General features: G+C 67.9%; 24 protein-coding genes and 1 pseudogene. 7 read left to right on the top strand and 18 right to left on the bottom strand.

The features are described 5' to 3' along the window. Nucleotides 1-26 precede the first annotated feature (26 nt). The 6 genes from I55_RS17715 to I55_RS17690 all read right to left on the bottom strand — a co-directional run bounded on the left by I55_RS17715 (nt 27) and on the right by I55_RS17690 (nt 7,225). Nucleotides 27-1,313 carry a folylpolyglutamate synthase/dihydrofolate synthase family protein gene (locus tag I55_RS17715; RefSeq protein ID WP_044561902.1) on the bottom strand — a complete coding sequence of 429 codons (1,287 nt, stop codon included), beginning with the start codon at nt 1,311-1,313 and terminating at the stop codon, nt 27-29. Between the two features lie 21 nt (nt 1,314-1,334). Continuing rightward, a complete protein-coding gene (accD, locus tag I55_RS17710; RefSeq protein WP_044561901.1) occupies nt 1,335-2,249 on the bottom strand; it encodes an acetyl-CoA carboxylase, carboxyltransferase subunit beta in 915 nt (304 codons plus the stop codon). A gap of 111 nt (nt 2,250-2,360) precedes the next feature. Further along, nucleotides 2,361-3,197, bottom strand: a complete 837-nt coding sequence (gene trpA / locus I55_RS17705; RefSeq protein WP_044561900.1) for a tryptophan synthase subunit alpha — start codon at nt 3,195-3,197, stop codon at nt 2,361-2,363. Then, the gene (gene trpB / locus I55_RS17700; protein WP_044561899.1) at nt 3,194-4,402 is read right to left on the bottom strand and encodes a tryptophan synthase subunit beta; all 1,209 of its coding nucleotides are present in this window, start codon (nt 4,400-4,402) and stop codon (nt 3,194-3,196) included. Before trpB ends, trpA begins: the two co-directional genes overlap by 4 nt. A 176-nt stretch (nt 4,403-4,578) precedes the next feature. Then, nucleotides 4,579-6,303, bottom strand: coding sequence for a stimulus-sensing domain-containing protein (locus I55_RS17695; RefSeq protein WP_044561912.1), 1,725 nt, complete (start codon nt 6,301-6,303; stop codon nt 4,579-4,581). Nucleotides 6,304-6,520: 217 nt separating this feature from the next. After that, nucleotides 6,521-7,225 (bottom strand): response regulator transcription factor, encoded by a 705-nt coding sequence (locus I55_RS17690; protein WP_044561898.1) that lies wholly within the window; start codon nt 7,223-7,225, stop codon nt 6,521-6,523. 189 nt (nt 7,226-7,414) lie between these two features. On the opposite strand from I55_RS17690, the gene I55_RS17685 reads away from it, so the two are divergent. Next, nucleotides 7,415-7,933, top strand: coding sequence for a pyridoxamine 5'-phosphate oxidase family protein (locus I55_RS17685; protein WP_049974238.1), 519 nt, complete (start codon nt 7,415-7,417; stop codon nt 7,931-7,933). A gap of 45 nt (nt 7,934-7,978) precedes the next feature. Here I55_RS17685 and I55_RS17680 read toward each other — a convergent pair whose 3' ends face one another. Then, nucleotides 7,979-8,656 carry an NAD(P)H-binding protein gene (locus tag I55_RS17680; RefSeq protein ID WP_044561897.1) on the bottom strand — a complete coding sequence of 226 codons (678 nt, stop codon included), beginning with the start codon at nt 8,654-8,656 and terminating at the stop codon, nt 7,979-7,981. A 233-nt stretch (nt 8,657-8,889) separates the two neighbouring features. Here I55_RS17680 and I55_RS17675 point away from each other — a divergent pair, with 233 nt between their 5' ends. Further along, a complete protein-coding gene (locus I55_RS17675; protein WP_044561896.1) occupies nt 8,890-9,312 on the top strand; it encodes a hypothetical protein in 423 nt (140 codons plus the stop codon). A 192-nt stretch (nt 9,313-9,504) separates the two neighbouring features. After that, complete coding sequence (locus I55_RS33195) at nt 9,505-9,990, top strand: hypothetical protein (RefSeq protein WP_148293806.1); 486 nt, start codon at nt 9,505-9,507, stop codon at nt 9,988-9,990. A 13-nt stretch (nt 9,991-10,003) separates the two neighbouring features. On the opposite strand, the gene I55_RS17665 is transcribed toward I55_RS33195, so the two are convergent. The 10 genes and pseudogenes from I55_RS17665 to ribA form a co-directional block, all read right to left on the bottom strand. Next, nucleotides 10,004-10,606: a DUF3501 family protein gene (locus tag I55_RS17665; RefSeq protein WP_044561894.1), complete on the bottom strand. Its 603-nt coding sequence runs from the start codon at nt 10,604-10,606 to the stop codon at nt 10,004-10,006. A gap of 29 nt (nt 10,607-10,635) precedes the next feature. Continuing rightward, the gene (locus I55_RS17660) at nt 10,636-12,024 is read right to left on the bottom strand and encodes a heterodisulfide reductase-related iron-sulfur binding cluster (RefSeq protein WP_044561893.1); all 1,389 of its coding nucleotides are present in this window, start codon (nt 12,022-12,024) and stop codon (nt 10,636-10,638) included. 90 nt (nt 12,025-12,114) lie between these two features. After that, nucleotides 12,115-12,534, bottom strand: a complete 420-nt coding sequence (locus tag I55_RS17655; RefSeq protein ID WP_044561892.1) for a rubrerythrin family protein — start codon at nt 12,532-12,534, stop codon at nt 12,115-12,117. 288 nt (nt 12,535-12,822) lie between these two features. Then, the gene (gene irrA, locus I55_RS17650; RefSeq protein ID WP_044561910.1) at nt 12,823-13,269 is read right to left on the bottom strand and encodes an iron response transcriptional regulator IrrA; all 447 of its coding nucleotides are present in this window, start codon (nt 13,267-13,269) and stop codon (nt 12,823-12,825) included. A 263-nt stretch (nt 13,270-13,532) separates the two neighbouring features. Then, nucleotides 13,533-14,906: a nitronate monooxygenase gene (locus tag I55_RS17645; protein ID WP_083901203.1), complete on the bottom strand. Its 1,374-nt coding sequence runs from the start codon at nt 14,904-14,906 to the stop codon at nt 13,533-13,535. Nucleotides 14,907-15,128: 222 nt separating this feature from the next. Then, nucleotides 15,129-15,881 carry a glycerophosphodiester phosphodiesterase gene (gene ugpQ / locus I55_RS17640; protein WP_044561890.1) on the bottom strand — a complete coding sequence of 251 codons (753 nt, stop codon included), beginning with the start codon at nt 15,879-15,881 and terminating at the stop codon, nt 15,129-15,131. A gap of 8 nt (nt 15,882-15,889) precedes the next feature. Next, nucleotides 15,890-16,327: a DUF6896 domain-containing protein gene (locus I55_RS36080; protein ID WP_148293805.1), complete on the bottom strand. Its 438-nt coding sequence runs from the start codon at nt 16,325-16,327 to the stop codon at nt 15,890-15,892. 63 nt (nt 16,328-16,390) lie between these two features. Continuing rightward, nucleotides 16,391-16,936 carry a L,D-transpeptidase gene (locus I55_RS17635; protein ID WP_083901201.1) on the bottom strand — a complete coding sequence of 182 codons (546 nt, stop codon included), beginning with the start codon at nt 16,934-16,936 and terminating at the stop codon, nt 16,391-16,393. Between the two features lie 34 nt (nt 16,937-16,970). Then, nucleotides 16,971-18,647: a hypothetical protein gene (locus I55_RS37140; RefSeq protein WP_049974236.1), complete on the bottom strand. Its 1,677-nt coding sequence runs from the start codon at nt 18,645-18,647 to the stop codon at nt 16,971-16,973. A gap of 178 nt (nt 18,648-18,825) precedes the next feature. Next, a pseudogene (ribA, locus tag I55_RS17625) lies at nt 18,826-19,703 on the bottom strand (GTP cyclohydrolase II). 819 nt (nt 19,704-20,522) lie between these two features. On the opposite strand from ribA, the gene I55_RS17620 reads away from it, so the two are divergent. The 4 genes from I55_RS17620 (at nt 20,523) to I55_RS17610 (ending at nt 22,803) form a co-directional block, all read left to right on the top strand. Next, nucleotides 20,523-21,419: a hypothetical protein gene (locus tag I55_RS17620; RefSeq protein WP_148293803.1), complete on the top strand. Its 897-nt coding sequence runs from the start codon at nt 20,523-20,525 to the stop codon at nt 21,417-21,419. A 105-nt stretch (nt 21,420-21,524) separates the two neighbouring features. Then, nucleotides 21,525-21,980, top strand: coding sequence for a response regulator transcription factor (locus tag I55_RS17615; RefSeq protein WP_307718717.1), 456 nt, complete (start codon nt 21,525-21,527; stop codon nt 21,978-21,980). After that, complete coding sequence (locus I55_RS39350) at nt 21,902-22,198, top strand: helix-turn-helix domain-containing protein (protein ID WP_307718718.1); 297 nt, start codon at nt 21,902-21,904, stop codon at nt 22,196-22,198. Before I55_RS17615 ends, I55_RS39350 begins: the two co-directional genes overlap by 79 nt. Then, nucleotides 22,195-22,803: a DUF882 domain-containing protein gene (locus I55_RS17610; protein WP_049974235.1), complete on the top strand. Its 609-nt coding sequence runs from the start codon at nt 22,195-22,197 to the stop codon at nt 22,801-22,803. Before I55_RS39350 ends, I55_RS17610 begins: the two co-directional genes overlap by 4 nt. 86 nt (nt 22,804-22,889) lie before the next feature. On the opposite strand, the gene I55_RS17605 is transcribed toward I55_RS17610, so the two are convergent. After that, nucleotides 22,890-23,510 (bottom strand): outer membrane protein, encoded by a 621-nt coding sequence (locus I55_RS17605; protein ID WP_044561888.1) that lies wholly within the window; start codon nt 23,508-23,510, stop codon nt 22,890-22,892. Between the last annotated feature and the right edge of the window lie 444 nt (nt 23,511-23,954).

Below are 23,954 nucleotides of genomic sequence, written 5' to 3'. Positions count from 1 at the left end.
GGGGTAGGGGGCTGCGGAGTGCCCCTTTACCCGTTATCCGCCAGGATGGCGCCGGCGAGGTAGAGGGAGCCGCAGATCAGGGTGCGGGGGGCCGCGCCCTGGCCGGCCATCCACGCGATGGCGCCGGCGGCGCTGTCGGCCTCCCTCACCTCGCCAATGCCGGCCGCACGCGCGGCCGCCGCGATGTCGGCGGCGGGGCGGGTGGCCTCTTCCCCCGGGATGGATATGGCCGCCAGGCGGCGAACGTGGGGGGCGATCGGCCGCAGGAAGTCCGCCGGCACCTTGCTGGTGATCATGCCGACCACCAGATCCAGGGCCTCTCCCCCTGCGGTCCAGGTCTGGGCCTGGACGCCCAGCACCTCACCCGCCGAGTCGTTGTGGCCGCCGTCCAGCCACAGCTGGGTGCCGGGCAACAGATCGGCCAGGGGGCCGCGCGTCAGGCGCTGCAGGCGGCCAGGCCATTCCACCGTGGCCAGACCCGTCACGATGTCCGCGTCCTGCACGGTCAGGGGCAGGTGCTGCAGGGCGGCGATGGCGGTGCCGGCGTTGCCGATCTGGTGGGCGCCCAGCAGGCCCGGCATGGGCAGGTCCAGCGTGCGGCCGTAGCCTTCAAAGCGAAACCCGATGTCCGTCGGCAGGGCCGACCATTCCGCCCCGGCGATGGCCAGCGGCGCATCCAGGGCGGCCGCGCGGTCACGGAAGACCGCCAGCGGCACGTCGGCCGCCTGGGGGCCGACCACGGCGGGGCGGCCGGCCTTGAAGATCCCGGCCTTCTCGCCCGCGATGGCGTCCAGCGTGTCGCCCAGGAACTGCGTGTGATCGAAGGAGATGCGGGTGACGACGGACACCGCCGGCCGGTCGACCACGTTGGTGGCGTCCAGCCGTCCGCCCAGGCCGGTTTCCAGCAGCAAAACGTTGGCCGGCACCTCGGAATACGCCAGGAAAGCGGCGCAGGTGATGATCTCGAAGATGGTGATGGGGTCGCCCTGGTTGGCGGCCTCGCACCGTTCCAGCAGGGTCACCAGGCTGGCGTCATCCACCAGGTTGCCGGCCAGGCGCACCCGCTCGTTGAAGCGCACCAGGTGGGGGCTGGTGTAGACGTGCACGCGGTGGCCCGCCGCCTCCAGCATGGCGCGCAGGAAGGCGATGGTGCTGCCCTTGCCGTTGGTGCCGGCGACGTGCACCACCGGGGGCAGGCGGTCCTGGGGCCGGCCCAGCCGGTCCAGCAACCGCTTCACCCGGTCCAGCGACAGGTCGATGACCTTGGGATGCAACTGGCCCAGCCGGGCCAGAACCTGGTCCAGATCCGCCACGGGCGCCCTCCCCTCTTTCTCTTAGCGGCTGGCCACCGGCACCGGGCGGGGCCGCGGTTCCGTCGGGATGCGCACCACGTCAGCGCCGGGGCCGGGGGTGCGCAGCAGGTCGATCAGGCGCGCCAGCATGCCCTTCATCTCCCGCCGGTGCACCACCATGTCGACCATGCCGTGCTCCAGCAGGTACTCCGACCGCTGGAAGCCTTCGGGCAGGGTTTCGCGGATGGTGCTTTCGATGACGCGGGCGCCAGCGAAGCCGATCTGCGCGCCCGGCTCGGCGATGTGGATGTCGCCCAGCATGGCGAAGCTGGCCGTCACGCCGCCGGTGGTCGGGTCGGTCAGGATGACCAGATAGGGCAGGCCCGCCTCCTTCACCATCTCGGCCGCGATGATGGTGCGCGGCATCTGCATCAGCGACAGGATGCCTTCCTGCATGCGGGCGCCGCCGGAGGCGGGCACCACGATCAGCGGCGCCTGCTGCAGCACGGCCAGCTTGGCCGCGGCCAGCAGGCCCTCGCCCACGGCCATGCCCATGGACCCGCCCATGAAGGTGAAGTCGAAGGCGGCGACCACGGCGGCGCGGCCGTCGATGCGGCCATGGGCCACGACGATGGCGTCCTGCCGTCCGGTCTTGGACTGCGCGTCCTTCAGGCGGTCGGTGTAGCGCTTCTGGTCACGGAACTTCAGCGGATCCACCACCGGCTTGGGCAGCTCGATGGTCTGGAAGCCGGGGTCCAGCGTCATCTTCAGCCGCTGCAAGGGATCCAGGCGCATGTGGAAGCCGCAATGCTGGCAGACGTGCAGGTTCTCTTCCAGGTCACGGTGGAAGATCATGGCGCCGCAGGACGGGCACTTGTGCCACAGATTGTCCGGCACCTCTTTCTTGGACACCAGGGCCCGGATCTTGGGGCGGACGAAATTAGTGAGCCAGTTCATGAGCTTAACCTTGAGCGGATACCGGCCGGACTGGGGCCGGCGCTGACAAACACCAAGGGGGGCGGCACCTTGACGGCGCGCCCCCGGATAGGCGAAAGCCGATCTTGTAGCCTATTTCCGCGCGCCGCGCACCCCGGCCGCCAATTCACCCACGAAACCCAGCACGTCGGCCACCAGGCCGGGCTGGGCCTTGCCCTCGGCATCCAGGCTGGCTTCCAGCCGGCGGACGATGGCGCTGCCCACCACGGCGGCATCCGCCACCCGGGCGACATCGGCCGCCCCCTCGGGCGTGGTGATGCCGAAGCCCACCGCCACCGGCAGGTCGGTGCCCGTCCGCAGATGGGCCACGGCGGCGGCGATGGCGTCGCTGGTGGCCGATCCGGCACCGGTGATGCCGGCGATGGAGACGTAGTAGATGAAGCCCGAGGTGTTGGCCAACACCGCCGGCAGGCGGGCCTTGTCCGTCGTCGGCGTCGCCAGGCGGATGAAGTTGACGCCCGCGGCCTGGGCCGGCAGGCACAACTCCCCATCCTCTTCCGGCGGCAGGTCGACGACGATCAGGCCGTCCACCCCGGCCGCCTTGGCGTCGGCCAGGAAGCGGTCCACGCCATAGGCGTAGACGGGGTTGTAATAGCCCATGAGGATGATGGGGGTGTCGGCATCCCCCTCACGGAAAGCCCGCACCAGGTCCAGCGTCCGCGTCATGCGGGCGCCGGCGGCCAGCGCCCGCAGGGTGGAGGCCTGGATGGCCGGGCCGTCCGCCATGGGATCGGTGAAGGGCATGCCCAGTTCGATCAGGTCGGCGCCGGCGGCCGGAAGGCCCGTCAGCAGCTCCAGGCAGGTGCCGTGGTCCGGGTCGCCGGCGGTGATGAAGGCGACCAGGCCGGCGCGGCCCTCCACCTTCAGGGCGGCGAAGCGGCGATCGATGCGAGAAGTCGTGGTGCTCACAGGCTGACCCCCAGTTCACGGGCGACGGTGAAGATGTCCTTGTCGCCCCGGCCGCTGAGGTTCACGACCATCAGGTGATCCTTGGGCAGGGTGGGCGCGCTGCGGATGACCTCGGCCAGGGCATGGGCCGATTCCAGCGCGGGAATGATCCCTTCTACCTTCGACAGGCGCTGGAAGGCTGCCAGCGCCTCCTGGTCCGTGGCGCTGACATATTTCACGCGGCCGACGTCGTGCAGCCAGGAATGCTCCGGCCCGATGCCGGGATAGTCCAGCCCGGCGGAGATGGAGTGGCCCTCCAGGATCTGCCCGTCCCCGTCCTGCAGCAGGTAGGTGCGGTTGCCGTGCAGCACGCCGGGGCGGCCGCCGGTGAGCGAGGCCGCGTGCTCCCCCGTCTCGATGCCGTGACCGGCAGCCTCCACCGCCACCATGGCGACGTCGGCGTCGTCCAGGAAGGGGTGGAACAGACCCAGCGCGTTGGAGCCGCCGCCGATACAGGCGACCAGCGTGTCGGGCAGGCGGCCTTCCATGGCCGTCATCTGCGCGCGCACCTCATGCCCGATGATGGACTGGAAGTCGCGGACCAGTGCGGGATAGGGGTGCGGCCCGGCGGTGGTGCCGATGATGTAGAAGGTGTCGCCGACGTTGGTGACCCAGTCGCGCAGCGCCTCGTTCATCGCGTCCTTCAGCGTGCGCGAGCCGGAGGTGACGGGTTTCACCTCGGCGCCCAACAGCTTCATGCGAAAGACGTTGGGCTGCTGGCGGGCGATGTCGACCTCACCCATGTAGATGGTGCAGGGCAGGCCGAACAGGGCGCAGACGGTGGCGGTGGCGACACCGTGCTGGCCGGCGCCGGTCTCCGCGATGATGCGGGTCTTGCCCATGCGCTTGGCCAGCAGGATCTGGCCGATGCAGTTGTTGATCTTATGCGCGCCGGTGTGGTTCAGCTCTTCGCGCTTCAGGTAGATCTTGGCGCCGCCCAGCTCATTGGTCAGGCGCTCGGCAAAATACAGCTTGCTGGGGCGGCCGACATATTGGTTGAGGTAGTAGGACATCTCGGTCTTGAAGGCCGGATCGTCCTTGGCGGCGGTGTACGCCTTTTCCAGATCCAGGATCAAAGGCATCAGGGTCTCGGCGACGAAGCGCCCCCCGTAGATACCGAAATGGCCGTGCTCGTCTGGACCGGCGCGGTAGGTGTTCAAGCTCATGGGGGCGCTCTCACGTCATCCGTCTGGGCGACACCCTGATTGGACTCGAGGGGCCGCAGGCCGCCGACGATAACGGCCCTGACGCCGAATTCAAGGCCGCCGGCGCCGGCGGGCCAAAATGCCGGCCATGCGCACCGACCCGTGATCCAGCAACTTAATTACGCGTACGAAGGTTTTCAGCCCCGCGGCAACTGCACCGTGAACACGGCACCCAACACCTTGCCGTCCGCGTCGGTGCGGTTGGTGGCGAAGATGCGGCCGTTGTGGGCCTCCACGATCTGCTTGGAGATGGAGAGGCCCAGGCCCGAATGGGTGCCGAACTTCTCGCCCGCCGGCCGCTCGGTATAAAAACGGTCGAAGATGGCCTCGGTCTTGCCGGGCGGGATGCCGGGCCCGTCGTCGGTGCAGGTCACCTCCACCCGGTCGCCCACCACCTTGGCCGCCAGCACCACCTTGCCCCCGGGCGGGGAGAAGGACAGGGCGTTGGAGATCAGGTTCTGCAGCACCTGGGTCAGGCGGCCTTCGATGCCCGGCACCACCAGGTTGCGGTTGGCCGGGGGCAGTTGCACCTCCACCTTCACCGGCGGCGGCGCCCCATCCTCTTCGCCTTTTTCCGGATTGGCGCCCAGGGTGTTCTCATGGATGTCCTGGAACATGGTCAGCATGCGCCGGATATCAACGGAATTGGCCTCCGCCCGGCTCAGCTCCGCGTCCAGGCGGCTGGCGTTGGAGATGTCGCTGATCAGGCGGTCCAGGCGGCCGACGTCGTCGGCGATGATGGCCAGCAGCTTGCGCAGCCGCGTCTCATCCTTGACCAGCTGCACCGTCTCCACGGCGCTGCGCATGGAGGTCAGCGGGTTCTTGAGCTCATGCGCCACGTCGGCGGCGAAGCGCTCGATGGCGTCCATGCGGTCCCACAGGGCGGAGGTCATGGCGCGCAGGGACTGCGACAGGTCGCCAATCTCGTCATGCCGGCCGGAGAAGTCGGGCAGCACGACCTGGCGGCCGTGGCCATGGCGCACGTCGTCCGCCGCCGCCGCCAGCCGGCGGATGGGGCGCACGATGGTGCTGGCCAGGTAGATGGACATCAGCACGGTCAGCACGATGACACCGCCGAACACCTTCAGGATGTTGACGCGGAATTCCCGCACCTCGGTATCGATCTCTGACCCGCTGCGGCTGATCAGAACGGCGCCCAGAACCTGCTTGTAGCGCTGGATGGGCACGGCCACCGTCAGCACCATGTCCTGCCGGCCGCCATCACCGGCCACGCGCCAGACATGGGTCGCCGCCTCGCCGTTCAGGGCCTTCTGCACATCGGGGAAACGGGTCCCGTCGGTCGCCCGCCCCTCCGGGTAGACAGGCAGGTGGTCACGGGTGGGCAGCGCGCGGACGATGGCGTTGTACAGGTCTATCCCCAGCTGGGTCAGCTGGTTGCCATCCGGCAGCGGTGGCAGTTCCTCGATCTGCACCCGCGTGCCCTTGGCCAAGCTGAGCATACGGCTGTCGGCCTGCAGCTTGCCCTTGACGTCGAACAGGCGATAGCGCCGGTCGGTGGTGTCGCCCAGGCGCCGCACGATCTGGGCGGCCAATGTCCACGACAGGGTGCCGGCCGGCTCGTTGAACTCATCGCTGCTGGGCTCCATGGCGCCTTCGCCCAACGCACCGGCGAAGATGCTGGCCTCCGTCATCAGCACGTCCAATTGGCGCTGCACCAGCCAGTCCTGATACCGCTCCAGATACAGCAGGCCGGACAGCAGCAGGGCCAGCGCCAGCAGGTTGACCGTCAGGATGTGGCGGGTCAGGGGCGAAATGAAACCATAGGAACGGCGCCGGCGGGCGCGCACCACCGGCTTGCCGTCGCCATCGGCGTCGGCCCTGCCCCGCGCCGCCTTCCGCATGTCGACCGGCGCCGTATCTTCCGCCAGGGCCGCCCCCCCGGCGGGGGCCGCCCGCCGTGCCAGCATGTGCTTAAGCATAGTCTTGTTCCCTCAGGCGCCGACAGGGCATCCGCCCCTTGGCTTCCTCAGTTTCCAGTCCACTCCGTTCCCCGGAAACTTCCGGCGGCCCCGGTCGGGGCCTAAGGAAAAGGGGGAAAGGGGGAATGCGGTTCGCCGCTCAAGCGTCGCGGTACTTGTAGCCCACGCCGTACAGGGTTTCGATCTGGGCGAAGTCCGCGTCGGCCACCTTGAACTTCTTGCGCAGGCGCTTGACGTGGCTGTCGATGGTGCGGTCGTCGACGTAGATGTGCTCGCCATAAGCGGCGTCCATCAGCTGGTCGCGGCTTTTCACGTGGCCCGGGCGCTGGGCCAACGCCTTGACCAGCAGGAATTCCGTCACCGTGAGGTCGATCTCCTGCCCTTTCCACGTGCAGGAATGGCGGGCGTTGTCCAGCACCAACTCGCCCCGGACCATGACGGAGCCAGGCTCCACCGTGCCTTTGCCGCCACCGGCGTTCAGCACCTCGCGCCGCAGCAGGGCCTTGATGCGCTCGATCAACAGGCGCTGGGAGAAGGGCTTCTTGATGTAGTCGTCAGCACCCATGCGCAGGCCCTGCAACTCATCGATCTCATCATCCTTGGACGTGAGGAAGATGACCGGCATGGCGGAGTTCTGGCGGATGCGCTGCAACAGCTCCATCCCGTCCATGCGCGGCATCTTGATGTCCAGCACCGCCAGGTCCACCGGCCGCGAGCTGAGCGCGCGGTGCGCCTCGTCCCCGTCGGTGTAGGTGCGCACCTCGTACCCCTCGGCCTCCAACGCGATGGAGACGGAGGTCAGGATGTTGCGGTCATCGTCAACCAGCGCGATGGTCTGAACCACGGAGTCTTCCCCTCTTCCCACTTGCCCCGGCCCTCCCCGGCGCAACGCCGGAGGACAGCCCCAGTTCACCAGAATGGCCCGCACTATGGCATGATTACGGCGACGTATGCAGCCGCCCCTGCCACCTGAGGAATAATCCGCAAGGGCCGGGCCTGTCCCAAAGAAATGGGTGGAGTGACGCCGGTGACAATGCCCCCTGAAATCGACCCCGAAACGCCGCCCCCAGGCACCCCGGCGGACGTGCGCCAAGCCGCCCTGGCCCTGTTGGCCGGCCGCGACCAGGCCACGCTCAGCACGCTGGTGGCGTCCTCGGCGGAGGATGCGGCGGCGGTGGGCGGCTGGCCCTACCCTTCGCTGGTGCTGGTGGCGATGGATGGGGCCGGGCGCCCCCTGCTGCTGCTGTCGGAGTTGGCCCTGCATACCCGCAACCTGCGCCAGGACGGGCGCGCCGCGCTGCTGTTCGAGGATACGGGCGGCCTGGAAAACCCCCTGACGGGTCCCCGCCTGTCGGTCATGGGCCGGGCCGAACCCCTGGCCGGGGAGGAGGCGGAGGCCGCCCGCGCCCTGTACCTGGAGCGTCACCCTTCCGCCGCCCTCTACGCCGACTTCCCCGACTTCCGCTTTTGGCGGCTGGACATCGCCCAGGCCCATCTCGTGGCGGGTTTCGGCCGCATCCACTGGCTGGCCGGCGGCGACCTCAAGCCCTGATGCCGAAGCCCCGCCCCTGAAGCCGGCCCCCTAAAGCCCGGCCCCCTAAAGCCCAGCCAGCGAGCGGATGGCGCTGTACTCGTGCGTGCGCACGCCGCCGATGGCCGGCTGGCTGGCGGTGGTGACCAGGGCGGCGGCCACCACCTTGGCCTCGATGGGCCGGTACTTCTCCAGCCGGCCGCCGAGGAAGGGGCCGATGACGGGCGCCAGCGCCTGGAAGAAACGCTCCAGCGGCCGGTCCTGGGTGCGCTGGCCCAGCAGCAGCGACGGCCGCAGGAAGTGGCAGGAGGTGTAGCCCACCGTGGCCACATAATCCTCCATCATGCCCTTGGTCTTCAGGTACAGGCGGTGCGATGTCGAGTCGGCCCCGACGGAGGAGACGGCGCCGAAATAGGTCGCCCCGGCCTTGCGCCCCGCCTTGGCCACCGCGACCACATATTTCAGATCCACATCCTGGAAGGCGGTGTCGCTGCCCGCGTCCTTGCGGGTGGTGCCCAGGGCGCATAGCACGGCGTCCACCCGCACGTCCGCCGGCAGTTTCGCCAGGATGGCGAAGTCGACCACCAGTTCCCGCAGCTTGGGATGGTGCTGCCCCGTGGGCTTGCGCACCAGGCTGACCACCTGCGCCACCTTGGGCGAGGCCAGCAGCATGGGAAGTGCCAGGGAACCCACCAGGCCCGTGCCCCCCGCCAGCAAAACCCGCAATCCCGCCCCCTGATCCATTCCCGGCCCACTCCACCATCGAAATCGACGGGACCTTAACACGGAACCCGCGGGTTAAGGAAAGAGGTCCAAGCCCAGGACCACGGACCCAAAAACCGCCCAGGAACAGTGCCGGACAGGGCTTATTTCGCAGTTGCGAAAGACTTTTGAGACTTTGTTTCAGACGTCCAAATGGGTAGTGGCGCAATTACGAAAGTGGGCGCATCATTCCTGTAATAAATAGGGAGGCTGCTATGAGAAAGGACACCCAGGTCCTTCAGGATGTGCCTGCTTTCAACCCGATCGCCCTCGGCCTGGTTTTCGGCATGTCCGAACTGGCCGTGTACGGCGCCGCCCAGTTCTTGCTGCCCAGCCTCGATCTTAAAATGGATATGGCCATCCTGGCTTGGGGCGCCAGCCTGATGGTGCTGGGGCCCACGCTGGGCCTGGCCGCCATCTATGGCCTGCACCAGGTGGTGGCCGGCGGCCGGCCGCCCAAACCCTCCGGCTTCGGCGTGACGCCGGTGCCCCCGGGCAAGCCCGGTTCCGACGACAAGCCGACCGGATCCCCCACCAACTGGTTCCCTTACGATCCCGACAGCATCGGCATGTTCGACACGGACAGCCCTTATCCGCCCTTGGCGACGCCCAGGGCACGACCGCTGGAAACGGTCTAAACCCCATCAGAGTAAGACCATCAGATCGGCCGGCCCTTCAGGGGCCGGCCTTTTTCGTGGCTGCCCATTCCGCCAGGGGGAGGGGCGGCAAAGGCGCTACCTCTTCAGCACGCCAACCGGTTGTGGCACGCACCCTTAATAGTCGTATTCCGGCACGGTCCCGTGTATTAATTATCCAATGTGGAGGTGCCGATGAACGATAGCGTGCGGATGGTTGCTGGCGTCGCCCCGGGGGAATCCCCGGTGGGCGTGGCCGTCGGCGCCCCAATGGGCACCCTGGCCGAACTGGCGACGGACATCCCGGTCTTTGGCCTGGGCACCCTGGCCATGGTGTTTTGCGGGTCGGAACTGGCGGTCTATGGCGCCACCACCCTGCTGCTGCCCCTGCTGGATCTGAAGGCGGGCGCCTTCCTGCTGGCTTGGGGCGTCAGCTTGGTGTTGATGGGCCCACTGCTGGGTCTGATGGCGCTTTATGCCGTGCTGCGCCTGCGGCTGAAAGGCCAGCCGGTGGAAGCGGCCGATCCGGCGATCATGCCGCGCGCCCAGACGCCGCTGGCCATCAGGCCCCGGACGGACATGCCCAAGGCCACCCCCCCGCGCCCGCGGTCGGCGGAGGGAGCGCCCCCGCCCCCAGTCGTCCTGGCCGACACCGGCCGGCCGGCCCGTCATCCAGGCTGAGCCTTCTCCTGAGCTAGTCGAAATCCTCCGCCAGGGCGGCGCGCACCATCTCCGGCATCACCGTCATGTGCGGGTACTGCTCATGGTCGATGCCCACCACCACCCGGATGCCGGGTCGGGTGAACAGCGCCACCTGGCCGTCGGTGAAGGGGAAGTGCACGAACTGCACGCTGGAGGCCTTGCCGGCCGCGTTGGTGCGGTCCATGTCCGCTTCCGGCACCCCCTGGACCCGCTGACCCTCGAACTCCAGCCACAGGGTGTTTTCCACCCCGCCCAGCCGGTCCAGCAGGGCCTTGCGGCGCAGCGGGTCGTCGATCTCGAACATGAGGGTGGCCACCAGTTCCCGGCCCTTGGGGATCAGGGGATTGTAGGCGCCCAGTTCGTCGGCGATCTGCTGCTCGCCACCGCGTTCGATGAACAGCATCTCATGCACCTGGGACCACATGGTCTCGAAGTTCTCGAAATAAAAGGTGGCATAGGGGCCGACCGACAGGCGGCGGTGGCGCTTGACCGCCACCAGGGCGCGCCGCCGGTCGGAACGCACGCGGCCATACTCCGCCATCGGCATGATGTCATCCCGGGTGATGGCGTGCCGGCGGGCGCGAACCTGGGTCATGGCGGAACCTCCTGCGATGGCCCGAGCGGCTAAAGGCCATAGGCCCGGGCGAAGATTTCAACGGGATGAAGCTGTTCCACCGACGCCGTCCACGCCGGGTCCAGCCGTTCCATCCCCTGGCGGATGTGTTCGCCCGACAGCGGGCATTCGGAGGCCACGAAATGCTTGGCATTCCTGACGGCCTGGGCCGCCACCGGCTTGCCCACCTTCAGCGCCGTCTCGAAGTTGCCCTTCATGATGCCCCAGCTGCCGCCGTGGCCGGAACAGCGCTCCACCACCTTCAGCTCGGCCGGGGCCATTTTGCCGCTTTCCGCATCCTGGGCCGCGTCCCCGGGGATCAGGCGCAGCATCTCCGCCGCCTTCTGCCCCATGTTCTGGGCCCGGGCGTGGCAGGCGATGTGTAGGGTCACGCCGCCCGGCAGGGGGCGCAAACCCGGGGCCAGGCCTTCCTTCCGGGCGATGTCGACGATGTATTCGGCGATGTCGAAGGTGGCGCGGGACAGGCGTTCCACCGCCGCCCGATCGGGATGGCCCGCCGGCACGAGGTGCAGCCATTCGAACTTCAGCATGAGGGCGCAGGACGGCACCAGGGCCACGACGTCGTAGCCCTTGTCCACCCACGCCCCCAGGTGGCGGGCGACCCGCCCCGCCCTCTCCACCACCGCCTCGATCCGGCCCTGTTCCAGCTGGGGCATGCCGCAGCAGCCGGGATAGGCCACGGCCGTCTCCACCCCATTGTGCGCCAGCACCGACTGCGCCGCCTGGCCGATGCCGGGGTTGTTATAGTTGACGAAACAGGTGGCGTAGAACACGGCCCGGCGCCCCAAGGCGGGACCGGCCGGGTTCAGGGCCGGCGGGTCGTCCCTGGCCCGCATCACGAAGGTGCGACCGTGGAATTTGGGCAGGCTGGCGGCGGCGTCGATGCCGGCCACCGTCTCCATCACGCGCCGCGTGACCCTGTTGCCGGTGGACGTCGCCCAGTTGGCCAGCGCGGCCACCTTGCCCGCGACGCGGCCGTTGCGGTCGGTGCGGGTCATCTGGTCCACGGCGAAGGCCACGCCCCCTTTCCGCGCCCGCGCCGCGCGGTAGCGCAGCATCAGGTGGGGAAAATCCAGGTTGAAGGGATGCGGTGGGACGTAGGGGCACTTGGTCAGGAAACACATGTCGCACAAGGTGCAGGCGTCCACGACCTTGGCGAAGTCCTTGCTCTCCACCGTATCCAGCTCTTCCGACGGGGCATGGTCCACCAGGTTGAACAGGCGGGGAAAGCTGTCACACAGGTTGAAGCAGCGCCGGCAGCCGTGACAGACGTCAAAGATGCGCCGCATCTCCGCATCCAGCAGGCCTTCATCATGGAAATCAGGGTTTTGCCAGTCCACAGGATGGCGGACCGGGGCCTCCAGGCTGCCTTCACGCATGGGCGCACCTCCGCCGCGCCGGCGCCAAAGGGCGGGATCGGCGCCGGTATGGGGCTGGGAAAGGGCAGGCGTTCCCGATTTGAACCGGGGTCAGCCGTTCAGCTGATCCAGCGCCTTCTGGAAACGGCCGGCGTGGCTTTTCTCCGCCTTCGCCAGCGTCTCGAACCAGTCGGCGATCTCGTCGAAGCCTTCATCGCGGGCGGTCCGCGCCATGCCGGGATACATGTCGGTGTATTCGTGGGTCTCGCCGGCGATGGCGGCCTTCAGGTTCAGGTCGGTGGACCCGATCGGCTCCCCCGTCGCGGGGTCGCCCACCTCTTCCAGGAATTCCAGGTGGCCATGGGCATGGCCGGTTTCGCCTTCCGCGGTGGAGCGGAACACGGCGGCGACATCGTTATAGCCTTCGATGTCGGCCTTCTGGGCGAAATAGAGATAGCGGCGATTGGCCTGGCTTTCGCCCGAGAACGCTTCCTTGAGATTGCTTTCGGTCCTGGTACCCTTGAGCGACATGGGATGTCCTCCACGACAGGGTTCACGCCAACCTGTAGCGGCCATCTGTGGCGGCCTTCATGGCGCCGATCATGCCACGCCGGACCCACCAGGGCAATTCGCCTAGAGCGGAACGCGATCAGATGGAATCACCTGATCGTGTAAATCCGCTCTATCATGAATAGGTTACGAGCGGGATGCGATCACACGTGATCGCATCCCGCTCTAGAGATTTTCTAAACCACGGCCTTGTCACGAAGGGCTTGGGGCGAGGCCCGAGGAAGCGGAGAAAAGGACGGGTCTCCCGCCTCAACCGCCGTTGCTGAGGCGGATGATGACGTCCACGCGGGCCACGCGGGTGCCGGCCGGCGCCTCGGGCAGGCCGCTGACCGCCAGCGCGTCGCCGGGGATATCGATCAGATGGCCGTTGCCTTCGAAGAAGAAGTGGTGATGGTCCGACACGTTGGTGTCGAAGTAGGACCGTCCGGCCTCCACCACCACCTCGCGCAGCAGGCCCGCTTCGGTGAACTGGTGCAGGGTGTTGTAGACGGTGGCCAGCGACACCCGCATGTCGGCGCCGGACGCCTCACCATGCAGTTGTTCAGCCGTCACGTGACGGTCATGGCCATCGAACAGCAACTTGGCCAGCGCCACGCGCTGGCGGGTGGGACGCAGACCCGCGCGCGCCAGGCGGTCGGTCGCCTGGATGCCGGGGTCCTCAGCGGTGACGGGAGCGGGGGTCGGGTGCACGGTCATGATCTGCATATGGCCAAGAAGGCGGGACCGGAAAAGCCCCGATCCTCAAGGATTTCCGCTATTCAGCCATGAAATTTGGAATGAATCCAGATTTAAAGGCGCTGGCCTGGACTGCGCCTGGGGAAAAGGTTGGAATCGGCACCATTTGGCCGCCGCCGTTGGCACAAGCGTACGGATGCCTGAAATGGAAAAGGGGCCGCTACCGGCCCCCTCCCCGAACATCCCATGAGATCCCGGGCTCAGTACCCCGTCGCGATCCACGCCTAGTACCCGGTCGCGATGCGCTCCACCAACTGCTTCACCGTCGGCACGAAGCCGTTCTGGTACCAGGGGTCGCTGGCGAAGCGGTAGGCGTTGTGGCCGGCGAACATCAGCTGGTGTTCCACATCCTCGGAGTGGCTGATGTCCTGCAGGGTTTTCTGGATGCAGAAGGAGCGCGGATCCGCCTTGCGGCCCGTGGTCCCTTCCTCGTTCTGCGCCCAGTTGGAGAAGTTGCAGGCCGACAGGCAGCCCATGCAGTCCACCTGGTCCTTGCGGATGATCTCCGCCTGCTGCGGGCTGACGAAGATCAGGGTGGTGTCGGGGGTCTTCAGCGCCGTGGTGTGGCCGGCGGCGACCCAGCCCTGCGCGCGCTCGCGGTCGTGCTCGGTCAGGTATACCGGCCGGCCGCGCGGGCCCACCTGGAACTCGGCCGTGAGGTCGCCCACCGGCTCCACCGAATAGGCCACCTGGCGCTCGGCCCGGCCCTTCAGCTCTTCCAGGAAAGGGTTGCTGACGGCCGACGAATAGAAGCCGGTGGGGGAGAAGTGGTTGAGGTAGACGTCGCCCTTCTTCAGGGTCAGCAGCCGCTGCTTCCACGCGTCGGAAATGGGGCTTTCCTTGGTCAGCAGCGGGCGGGTGCCGAATTGGAAGGCGATGGGCCCGATCTCCGGGTTGTCCAGCCAATGGTCCCATTCCGACAGCCACCAGACGCCGCCGGCCATGATGATGGGGGTTTCGTTCAGGCCGAAGCTGTTCATCATCTCGCGCAGGGCCTTGACGCGCGGATAGGGGTCCTCGGGCTTCAGCGGATCTTCGCTGTTGGACAGGCCGTTGTGGCCACCGGCCAGCCAGGGATCCTCATAGACCACGCCGCCCAGGAAATCCCGGAACTTGTTGTAGGCGCGCAGCCACAGGGCGCGGAAGGCGCGGGCGGAGGAGACGATGGGGTAGTAGTGGACACCGTGCTTCACGGCGATCTCGGCCACGCGGTAAGGCATGCCGGCACCGCAGGTGATGCCATGGATCAGGCCCTGGGCCCCTTCCAGCACACCGTGCAGGATCTGCTCGGCCGCCGCCATTTCCCACAGCACGTTCATGTGGATGCGGCCTTGGCCGCCCGCCGTCTCATGCGCCCGCTGGGCCTGGTAGATGCCGCCGCGGATGGAATGCTTGATCAGTTCCTCATGCCGCTCACGGCGGGTCTTGCCGTGATAGATCTGGGGGATCAGCCGGCCGTCATCGTCATAGGCATCGGCGTTGACGCCGGAGAAGGTGCCCACGCCGCCAGCCGACGCCCACGCGCCGGAGCTTTCGCCGTTGGATACGGAGATGCCCTTGCCGCCTTCGACGACGGGCAGCACTTCCTTACCGGACATCATCAAGGGCCGCAGCGCCTTCAACTCACGTCTCCTGCAATCCGGACCGTTCAACCAACAACCGAACCGGTGCGGGTTCGCTGGAATTGGTTCGGTCCCCAATACATATAGGGTCGCGGCGAGCGGCCGCTAACATGCCGCAGGCTGGATATAGGAAAACCGGGGCGGGCGAAAGGCCTCTCATCCGCTTGACGTTGACTGCGCCTGACGTTCCCCGTCCTTTCAGCCCGCGATTTCCGCCAGGCCGCTGGGTGTGTCGGTGAATACCGAGGACACGCCCCAGCCCAATACCTCCCGCGCCATGGGCACCGTGTTGACCGTGTAGGCTAGGACCGGGCGCCCGGTGGTCTTATACTCCCGAATGGAGGCCGCGTCCTCCCTGCGGGCGTTGACGTTGATGGTGGAGACGTTCAGCCGGTCCACCCGCTGCCGCCAATTGGCCGGCCGCCGGTCGATGAGATAACCCAGCGGCCAGCGCGGCACCACCTGGCGCGCCATGTCCAGCGACGCGTCGGCGAAGGAGGAGACCAGGGGCGGCGGCCTGTCGTCCGGCCACAGGGAATAGGCCAGGGTCAGGGCCACGCCGGCCGTCTCCTCCTCCCGCCCCGGGCAGGGCTTGATCTCCAGATTGATGCCCAGGTTGAGCGCCAGCACCAGCTGGATGACCTCGACCAGGGTCGGCACCTTCTCCCCCCGGAAGGCGGGGGAGAACCAGGAGCCGGCGTCGAGATCGCGCAGCGCCTCAAGGGTCAGGTCTTTGGCCGGGCCCTTGCCGTCGGTGGTGCGGTCCAGGGTGTCGTCATGCAGCAGCACCGGCACCAGGTCGGCCGTCAGCTTGACGTCCACCTCCACCCACTTCGCCCCCTGCGCCGCCGCCATGCGGATGCCGGACAGCGTGTTCTCCGGCGCATGGCGGGCGGCACCCCGGTGGCCGATCAGGCGGGGCAAGGGCCCCAGGGGGAGGATCTCGCTCATAGGACCACTTATTCCTTTTCCTGCGTCTCGAAGCATTCTCTTAAACGGAACAAGCGCCCATTGCCCTCACCAGGATATTTGCATTCGATGCGGCTTATGGTCCCGTCCGAGCAGCACTCGGCCAACGCCACTTCTACAGCGTGGCGTTTTTGATATTCCGGATACCTCTCCGGAAACTGCCCCGCATATACCCACAACCGCCAAGCGTCGAAGCCCACCTCTTGGCCATTGGCGAAGTCGAAATCTATTTCATGGTCGGGAAACTCAACCCTGCATCCAACGCCGTGCATTTCATACCTGACACTGCCAGAGAGAACTCCTGCTTGAGGAAGAAATCCTTCCCTCCACGCGCGAATAAGATCCGTCCGGCCATAACTTCGATCAAACAGAGTTAGGCATTCCCTCACCTCATCCAAATAATCTCTGATTAGGCCCGCCATAGTCATTGTTACCGGCTCCCGAGTCGATACGACCAATTCGACCCCGCTCTACGGACTCCATCACAAATTTTAACCCACGCACAGCTGATCGCCCGGCTGGCAGTGGGACAGCAGCAGGCGCAGGTCGGCGGCGTCCAAGGCGGTGCAGCCGGCGGTGGCGGCGCGGTCGGGGCGCGTCAGGTGCATGAAGATGGCGCTGCCCAGGCCCGGCACCGGCGGGTCGTCGTTATGCCCCAGCACCACGACGATGTCGTAGACGGCATCGTCCCGCCACATCACCTCATGACCGGCGGCGAAGGGCAGGGTCACCGGGCGGTTGTAGTCGGGATGGGTGGGGTCATCACACCAGCCGTCGGTGGGCGCCAGGGCCGCCACCGGCAGCGCCGTGGCCGGCGCCGGAACCCTGTCCGGGCGATAGAGCACGCGGCGCAGGGGGAAGCGGCCCACCGGCGTGCCCCCGTCCCCTTCCCGCTTGTCCGCGATGACGCCGCCCTGGCCGATGACGCAGGGCGCCTCGTGCGTCCGCCCTTCCGGATCCCGCCAGCGCAGGCGGTAGCCGGCGCCGGAACCCGGGGTGGCGATGGTCACGGGATCGGGAATCAGATGGATGTCCATCCCCCTTCTATAGCCCAACGGGGTGCGCGATCAATCAATGCGCCGCGGCCTGGGCGTCCTTCATGGCCTGATACTTGGCCAAGTTGGCCATCATGATGTCGGCGATGAACTGCTTGGGCAGCGGGGGCGGCCCGCCGCTGGCGTTGCTGATCATGGCGGCACCGGTCTGCGGCGCGGCGGAGGCGGTGGCGGGCGGGGCGGCGCTGGCGGACAGGGTGCCGCCGGCGGGCTGGCCGGGTGACGGGGCCTGCTGCGCCGTGGGCGCCGGGCCACCGGCGGAAGTGCCGTTGATGGTGGCCGAGGCGGCCGTGGCCCGGGCCAGCAGGGTGGCCGTGTCCTCGCCCATGGCATTGTTGTAGGCCTGGATGGCCTGGGGCACGGTGGCCGTACGCTGGTCACCGGCCGCCCCGCCGTCCATCAGCTGGATCATGGCGGGGTGCGCGGCGGCGGTGGCCGGTGGCGCTTGGCGCTGGGGCTGTACCGCCTGGGTGGGCAGGGTGGGCGGCGCGGCGCTGGGTACCGCCGCCTGGGCCGCCGACGGGCCGGCCGCGGCCTTGATGTTCTGGATATAGCTGGGGGCGACCAGGGTGCGGCCGGTGGGCGCGCCGGCCCCGGCGCCCGCCATGGCGCGGTAGTTGGCCAGCGTCAACCCCTGCCCCCCCTGCTTCTGCCCCAGATGGGCGCCGGGGTTTGTGGCGGCGGGATGGGCGCCCGAAGACATGGTGGCCGAAGACAGGGCCGCCGCTTGGGACGGCAACAGCTGGGGGGCCGCGCCCATGGGCATGGACTGGGTGCCAACGCCGATGTTGGCGGCGGCGTTGGCGGCCTGGGCCATCGCCTGGGTGGCGTTGGTCACCTGGTTGGCCTGCTGCGCCAGCGCCTGCGTGGGATTGCCCGCCGGGCCGGCCATGGGAGCAGCCGGCGCGTTCACCGCCACGGCGGGCACGGCCGCCAGGTTGGGGAAGGCCTGGCCTTGCGACTTCAGCGCCGTGGCCGGCGTGGCCAGGCCCGGCACGGAACCGGCGGGGATGGTGCCGGTGCGGACCATCCGGCCTGGCGTGGCCTGGTCCGCAATGGCCGGGGCTGCCCCTTCCGTCTGGGGCGCCAGCGCCATGACGTCGACCTTCGCCACCGGGGCACGGCCGGCGGTGGGCGCGTGGTCGGGCTCCTCCTCCTGCGGCTGTCCGCCGGAGCGGCCCTTGCCGCGCTCCTCATCCGGGTCCAGCGTGACCGTGCCCGTCTTGTGGTGGCCCAGGCCCAGGGCGTCCATGACATGGGCGCCCACATCCTCACCCGTTTCCTCCTCGATGATGGCGTCGCCGGTGGCCAGCGCCATGCCGATCGGGCCGCCATACAGCAAGCCACCCAGGATCTTGGCTGGCGCCTTGATGGTGTCGCCGGTGATCTCACGATAGATGGTGCTGATGACGGGGATGTGCTGCAGGGGATTGATGATGTCGACCACATCCCAGAAGGACATGTGGTTGTCCGTGGGCGGCTTGGCGCCCTGAGCCGCCGCCGCGGTCGCCGCTTGGCCGGGCAACGCGCCGGCCTGCTGCTGTATCGCCTGCTGGGCGACCTGCTGGTCCAACGCATCCTGGAAGTCGCCCCCGTTGACCGCCTGGCCATTGGACATGGCCGGGGCGGTGCCGCCGGTGAGGGCGGGATCGGGGTAAGGCGACGACAGGGCAGACTGGACGCTGGGGGTCATGGGGCTTTCTCCTGCACCCATACCCTTAAGCAAGCGATATGCCAGTCTGAATATCTATTCTTTACAATGAATTGGCTGGAATTAGCCGGTGCCGTGAACGGCCCATCGGCAGATTCAACCGGGCAGTCCCAGCCGGCGGGCAGCCCCAGCCGGATTTTCCGGGCCCGCCCCGTCAGCCTCACAGCAGGTGGCCGGCCTTTTCCGCCTTGGTGCGCAGATAGGCGATGTTGTGGCCGTTGGCGGGGAAGATGTGGGGGACACGGTCCACCACCTGCACGCCCCAGCGGGCCAGCTGCGCCACCTTGTCCGGGTTGTTGGTCATCAGCCGCACGCTGGTGAAGCCCAGCGCCTTCAACATGGTGGCGGCCGGCAGGTAGGTCCGCTCATCCGCCTCGAAGCCCACCATCAGGTTGGCGTCCACCGTGTCGGCACCGGCGTCCTGCAAGCGGTAGGCGCGCAACTTGTTCATCAGGCCGATGTTGCGGCCCTCCTGCGCCAGGTACAGGACACGGCGCTGCCCTGGGCCGCGATCTCGCGGATGGCGCCACGCAGCTGGGCGCCGCAGTCGCAGCGCAGGGAGCCCAGCAGGTCGCCGGTGAAGCATTCGGAATGCAGGCGGGCCAGCACCGGCTGCGCCGGGTCGGGGCTGCCGATCAGGATGGCCAGATGCTCCACCCCGCCGTCGGGCGAGCGGAAGGCGATCAGGCGGGTGTTCTCCGCGTCCGCCAGGGGCACCGACGCCTCCACCACCTGGCGCAGGGTGGAGTCCCCCGCCGCCTGGTAGGCCTGGACGTCCGCGCCCTTCACCGCCAGCACGTCGTTGCGCCCGGCGACATCGACGGCGCGGGCGGCCGGCACCTCCGCCACGATGACGGCTGGCAGCAGACGCGCCAGCTTGGCCAGCAGCAGCGCTTCCCCCTCCGCCGAGGGCCAGGGCCGCACCGCGACGGGCACGCCGGGGTCGGCCGGACCGGGCCGGGTGGGATCGGCCAGCAGGCGCACCAGATCGGGCGTCAGCCCCTGGGGCGGGGCGATAACCACCGTGCCGGCGCCCATGGGATCGGCCAGCCCGGGTTCGACCGCCCGCGCCAGGACGCCGGCGGCCAGGGCACGCTTGTCCGTCACCACCAGCGCAGGCTCCGCCCCCGCCGCCTGGCGCACCAGGGCCAGGGCCGGGGCGTCCGCCATTTCCGCGGCGCGCAGCAGCAGGGCACGCCCGTCGGAGCCATGCAGCATCACCAGATCGCCCCGGCGCAGTTCGGACAGCGCACGCTGGACGGATCGGCTGGCGGTCCGCAGCGGGGGCGAAATCGGTTCAGCGGCAAGCGACATGGGGGAACATCCAAGGCAACGCAGATTGGGGCAACACAGATTGGGGCACCGCGAGACGGGGCGAGCGCGCTGCGTCAGCCCGATGGGCAGAAAATGGTCATTTGCCGGGCCCGGCGCAAGCGGGCCATCCCGCCGACCCGGTTGGTCACGGTATCGGGCCGTGGGGTGGGCGTGAAAGCGCTAGCGTTGCATGGGACCTAGACCGGCTTGGGCGACGCCGGGGAACACCGGCGCCCTCGACCGTCCCGTCCGGCGCAACGCATCCCAGCGATATGACCCATATCGCCATGGCTTTTCCCAATCAAACATACCAAAGTACCGGTGATGACACGCTGGGATGTTTGTCCGGGTCGCGATGGCGGACACCGGGCAACCATCGGACGGAATACTGTTTCCTGCGCTCTTTTCAACTGTTTCCAGCCCTTCGTTTCCGGCCGCACACCGACCCCGTTACTTCAGGACCCCCTCACGGATGTTCCGTGCCCCCGCCTTCCCCGACATCAGCCCCCCGCCCGCCGGCGACCGTTGCCCATGGGTGCGCCCATGATCCAGCCGCAAACCATGAGCATCGACTGGCAGGCCCTGCGCGAACCGCTGGACGATAGGGCGCGGGCCATTGAGTTGGCCTGGGAGTTCGCCCGCATGGTGCCGTCGCGGCCCCATATCCTGGACTTGGGTGCCGGGGTTGGCGCCAACGTCCGCCACCTGCTGCCCCGGCTGGGGCGCATGATCCAGGATTGGACCCTGATGGACACAGACGCCGCCGTCCTGGGCGGCGTGGCGGAGCGGATGCAGCGCTGGGGGCACGAGCTGGGCTGGCGCGTGGCGCGCAATCCCCCACCGGACGCCACGCCCGGCGCGCTGGGGGAGCTGATCCTGTTCGGCGACGACATGCGCAGCCGCCTGACCCTGATTGAAAAGGATATGTCCACCGACCTGCACGATCTGGGCATCCAGCGCCACGACGGTGTGGCGGGCAACGCCTTCTTCGATCGCGTATCGGCGGAATGGCTTGATCATTTCGTTACCGAGTTGATAGCCAGCGGTCTGCCCCCGGTGCTGGCCACCAGCCTGCAGGATGGCCGTGTGCTGTGGCGTCCGGAGGATCCGGACGACGGCATGGTGTTGGAACTGGCATCCGCGGCGGCGGGGCGCGACCATGGCTTCGGCCCGCCTCTGGGCGACGGGGCGGCCGATGCGCTGGTCGCGAAGCTGGAGGCGGTGGGATATCGCCTGGATGGCGCCCGGTCGGACTGGCGCCTGTCCGGCCCGCGGTCCCGCCAGACCCATCTGGACCTGGTGGACATGCTGGCGGCCCAGGCCGAGGCACGCGACCCCGCCATGGCCGACCGTATCGCCGCCTGGCGGGAACGGCGCCGGGCCGAGGTCATGCGGGCCGAACTGACCATCGGCCATGCCGACATCCTGGCCCGCCGCTAAACCGGGCCCGGCGGCATGGGGCTTCCTCATGCCGGCCGTGCGAACGACCCGCACCCGTGGTAAGAAGGCGCCTTGAGCCCTCCCCGCCTCTAGCCCCCCAAGCCGATGACGACCCCTGGCGCCAAGAAGTTGCTGCTGGTTGAGGATGACGAAACCCTGCGCCACCTGCTGGCCGAGCAGCTGACGGCCCTGGACGAGTTCGACGTGTTCCTGGCGATGGACGGCGCCGGCGCCCTGGCCGCCGTCGCGGCGCAATCGTTCGAGGCCATCCTGCTGGCCAGCCGCCTGCCCGACATGGACGGCGGCGCCGTCTGCGCCGCCCTGCGCGCGGACGGCGTGGACTGTCCCATCCTGCTGATGGTGGCGGAGGGGGACCCGGACGTGGCCGGATGCAGCGACCGGCTGGTGAAGCCCTTCCGCATCGGCGCCTTGCTGGCCAGCTGCGCCAGCACGCCCGCCCGGCCGGTGGCGATGACCCGCCCCTGCGCATCGGGCCCTATGAATTCCGTGCCGTCGCCCGCGTCCTGCGGGCCGGCGAAGACGGCACGGAAACCCGCCTGACCGATAAGGAGGCCCAGATCCTGGCGTACCTGTATCGCGCCGAAGGCGCCATCGTCAGCCGCGAGCGGCTGCTGGACCAGGTGTGGAATTACAATGAGGGCGTGACCACCCACACCCTGGAAACCCATATCTACCGCCTGCGGCAGAAGATGGAGCGGGACCCGGCCAATGCCGTCCTGCTGGTGACGGAACCTGGCGGATATCGGCTGGCCTTATGACGACCTTCCCTTTCCCGAGCCCTGGCCGTCTGGCACGGACGGCCGGCGCCTGCCTGCTGCTGGCGCTGGCGGCCTGCGGCGGCGCCCCCAAGCCCTTCCCCCCGTCGGACAGCGACCTGCCCCCCGCCAACACCGCCGCCATCCGGCGCGTGGTGCTGGTGCATCCGCCCAGCAAGGAGAAGGTGGACGTCGTCTACTGGCATGACGGCGCCTATGACGCCCACGCCATGGCGGAGGTGGCGCGCATCATGCGCGACCGCCGCACCGGGGAAATCCATGAGATCGACCCGGCGCTGATGGACTTCATCAGCGGCGTCATCCTCCGCTCCAGCCTGCCGGCCAGCACCCAGGTGGACATCCTGTCGGGCTATCGCTCGCCGGAAACCAACGCCGCCCTGGTCAAGGTCAACCGCAACGCCGCCCGCGAGAGCTTCCACATGCAGGGCCGCGCCGCCGACATCCGCATCCCGGCGCTCAAGGGCGACGCCATCACCGAGATCGCCAAGACCATGCAGCGCGGCGGCGCGGCCTTCTATGACGGCAGCGGCCATACCCATGTGGATACCGGCCCGGTGCGAACCTGGGCGACATACTCCACGCGCTGACGCGGCCGCACACGCTGATGACAGCAAGAAGGCCCGGGACGCCATGCCCGGGCCTTCCTTTCCCTCAAATGAGAGAAACGTGCGCCTTAGAACCGCAGGCCCAGGCCCACGCGGACCTGGCTTTCGTCGGGCACTGTGCGCAGCTCACCGCCGGTGAGTTGGCGCGAGGAGTGGGAATAGTCGGTGTAATTGTATTCGATGCGCGTGAACAGGTGCTGGTCGATGGCGTAATCGGCGCCCACGCCGTACTTCACACCATCATATTCCTGGCTGTACTGGCGGAAATTACCGCCGGCCAAGGTGGATTCCATGTCCACCGCTGTGTGCTGCCAACCCACGCGGCCGAACAGCAGCAGGTCGGGCTGCACCACATAACCCAGGCGGGCGCTGATGCCGGCGCTGTAGTCGGGCTGTACGCGGTAGCGGCCCAGCACGTCGCCGTAGGTCTGGTCACCGGTGTAGAAGTTCACCTCGCCTTCGGCGCCGACATAGATGTTGTCGTAGACGGTCTGGCCGTACCCGGCGAAGAGGCCGCCATTGAACCCTTCGGTCTGCTTGTCAGGCGTGCTCTGCTGCCCGGCGACCTTGGCGCGCGGGTGAGCATTGAACCAATCATAGCCCGCGTTGACACCAGCATAGCCGCCATCGAACGTGCTCTGCGCCAGGGCCGGCGTCGCGGCGATCGCGACCAGAGCCGACGCGGCCAAGACAATAGTCCGCAAATGCGACATGGTAACTCTCCTTTAAGGTCCCTAATACGCCTTAGTTTCACTGTTGCAAACAATAAAACTTGTGCGTGTCTGGGCGATGTATCGTCATCACCTTCAAGTCCATCCCGTTACTACTGCGGGTAACTACTGATGGATGACCGATTCATTACGCCCTTGATGCGGAGTCAACCTGTGAGCGGCGTCACACTTTCCATGTGCTGGGCGCGCATCTGAAAATCAATACTCAGACCTTATTTCATGGCCAAACCGGATTACTGCCCCGAGATCGCCACAAATGGATCGTTAGCGAAGCGTAACGGACATAGAAAAAGCCGCCCAGGTTACCCCGGACGGCTTAATCCCCGACCCAAAGGCATCGGCTGCGGCCGGACGCCTCGGTCTTAAATCGGACGGCTGGCGCGAGGCTTAGGCCTCTTCAGC

It is taken from the genome of Azospirillum sp. B4 (assembly GCF_000333275.1).
GTDB lineage: Bacteria > Pseudomonadota > Alphaproteobacteria > Azospirillales > Azospirillaceae > Nitrospirillum.
Note: the sequence above shows the minus strand (reverse complement) of the source record. Positions and strands in the feature narration are given on the sequence as shown.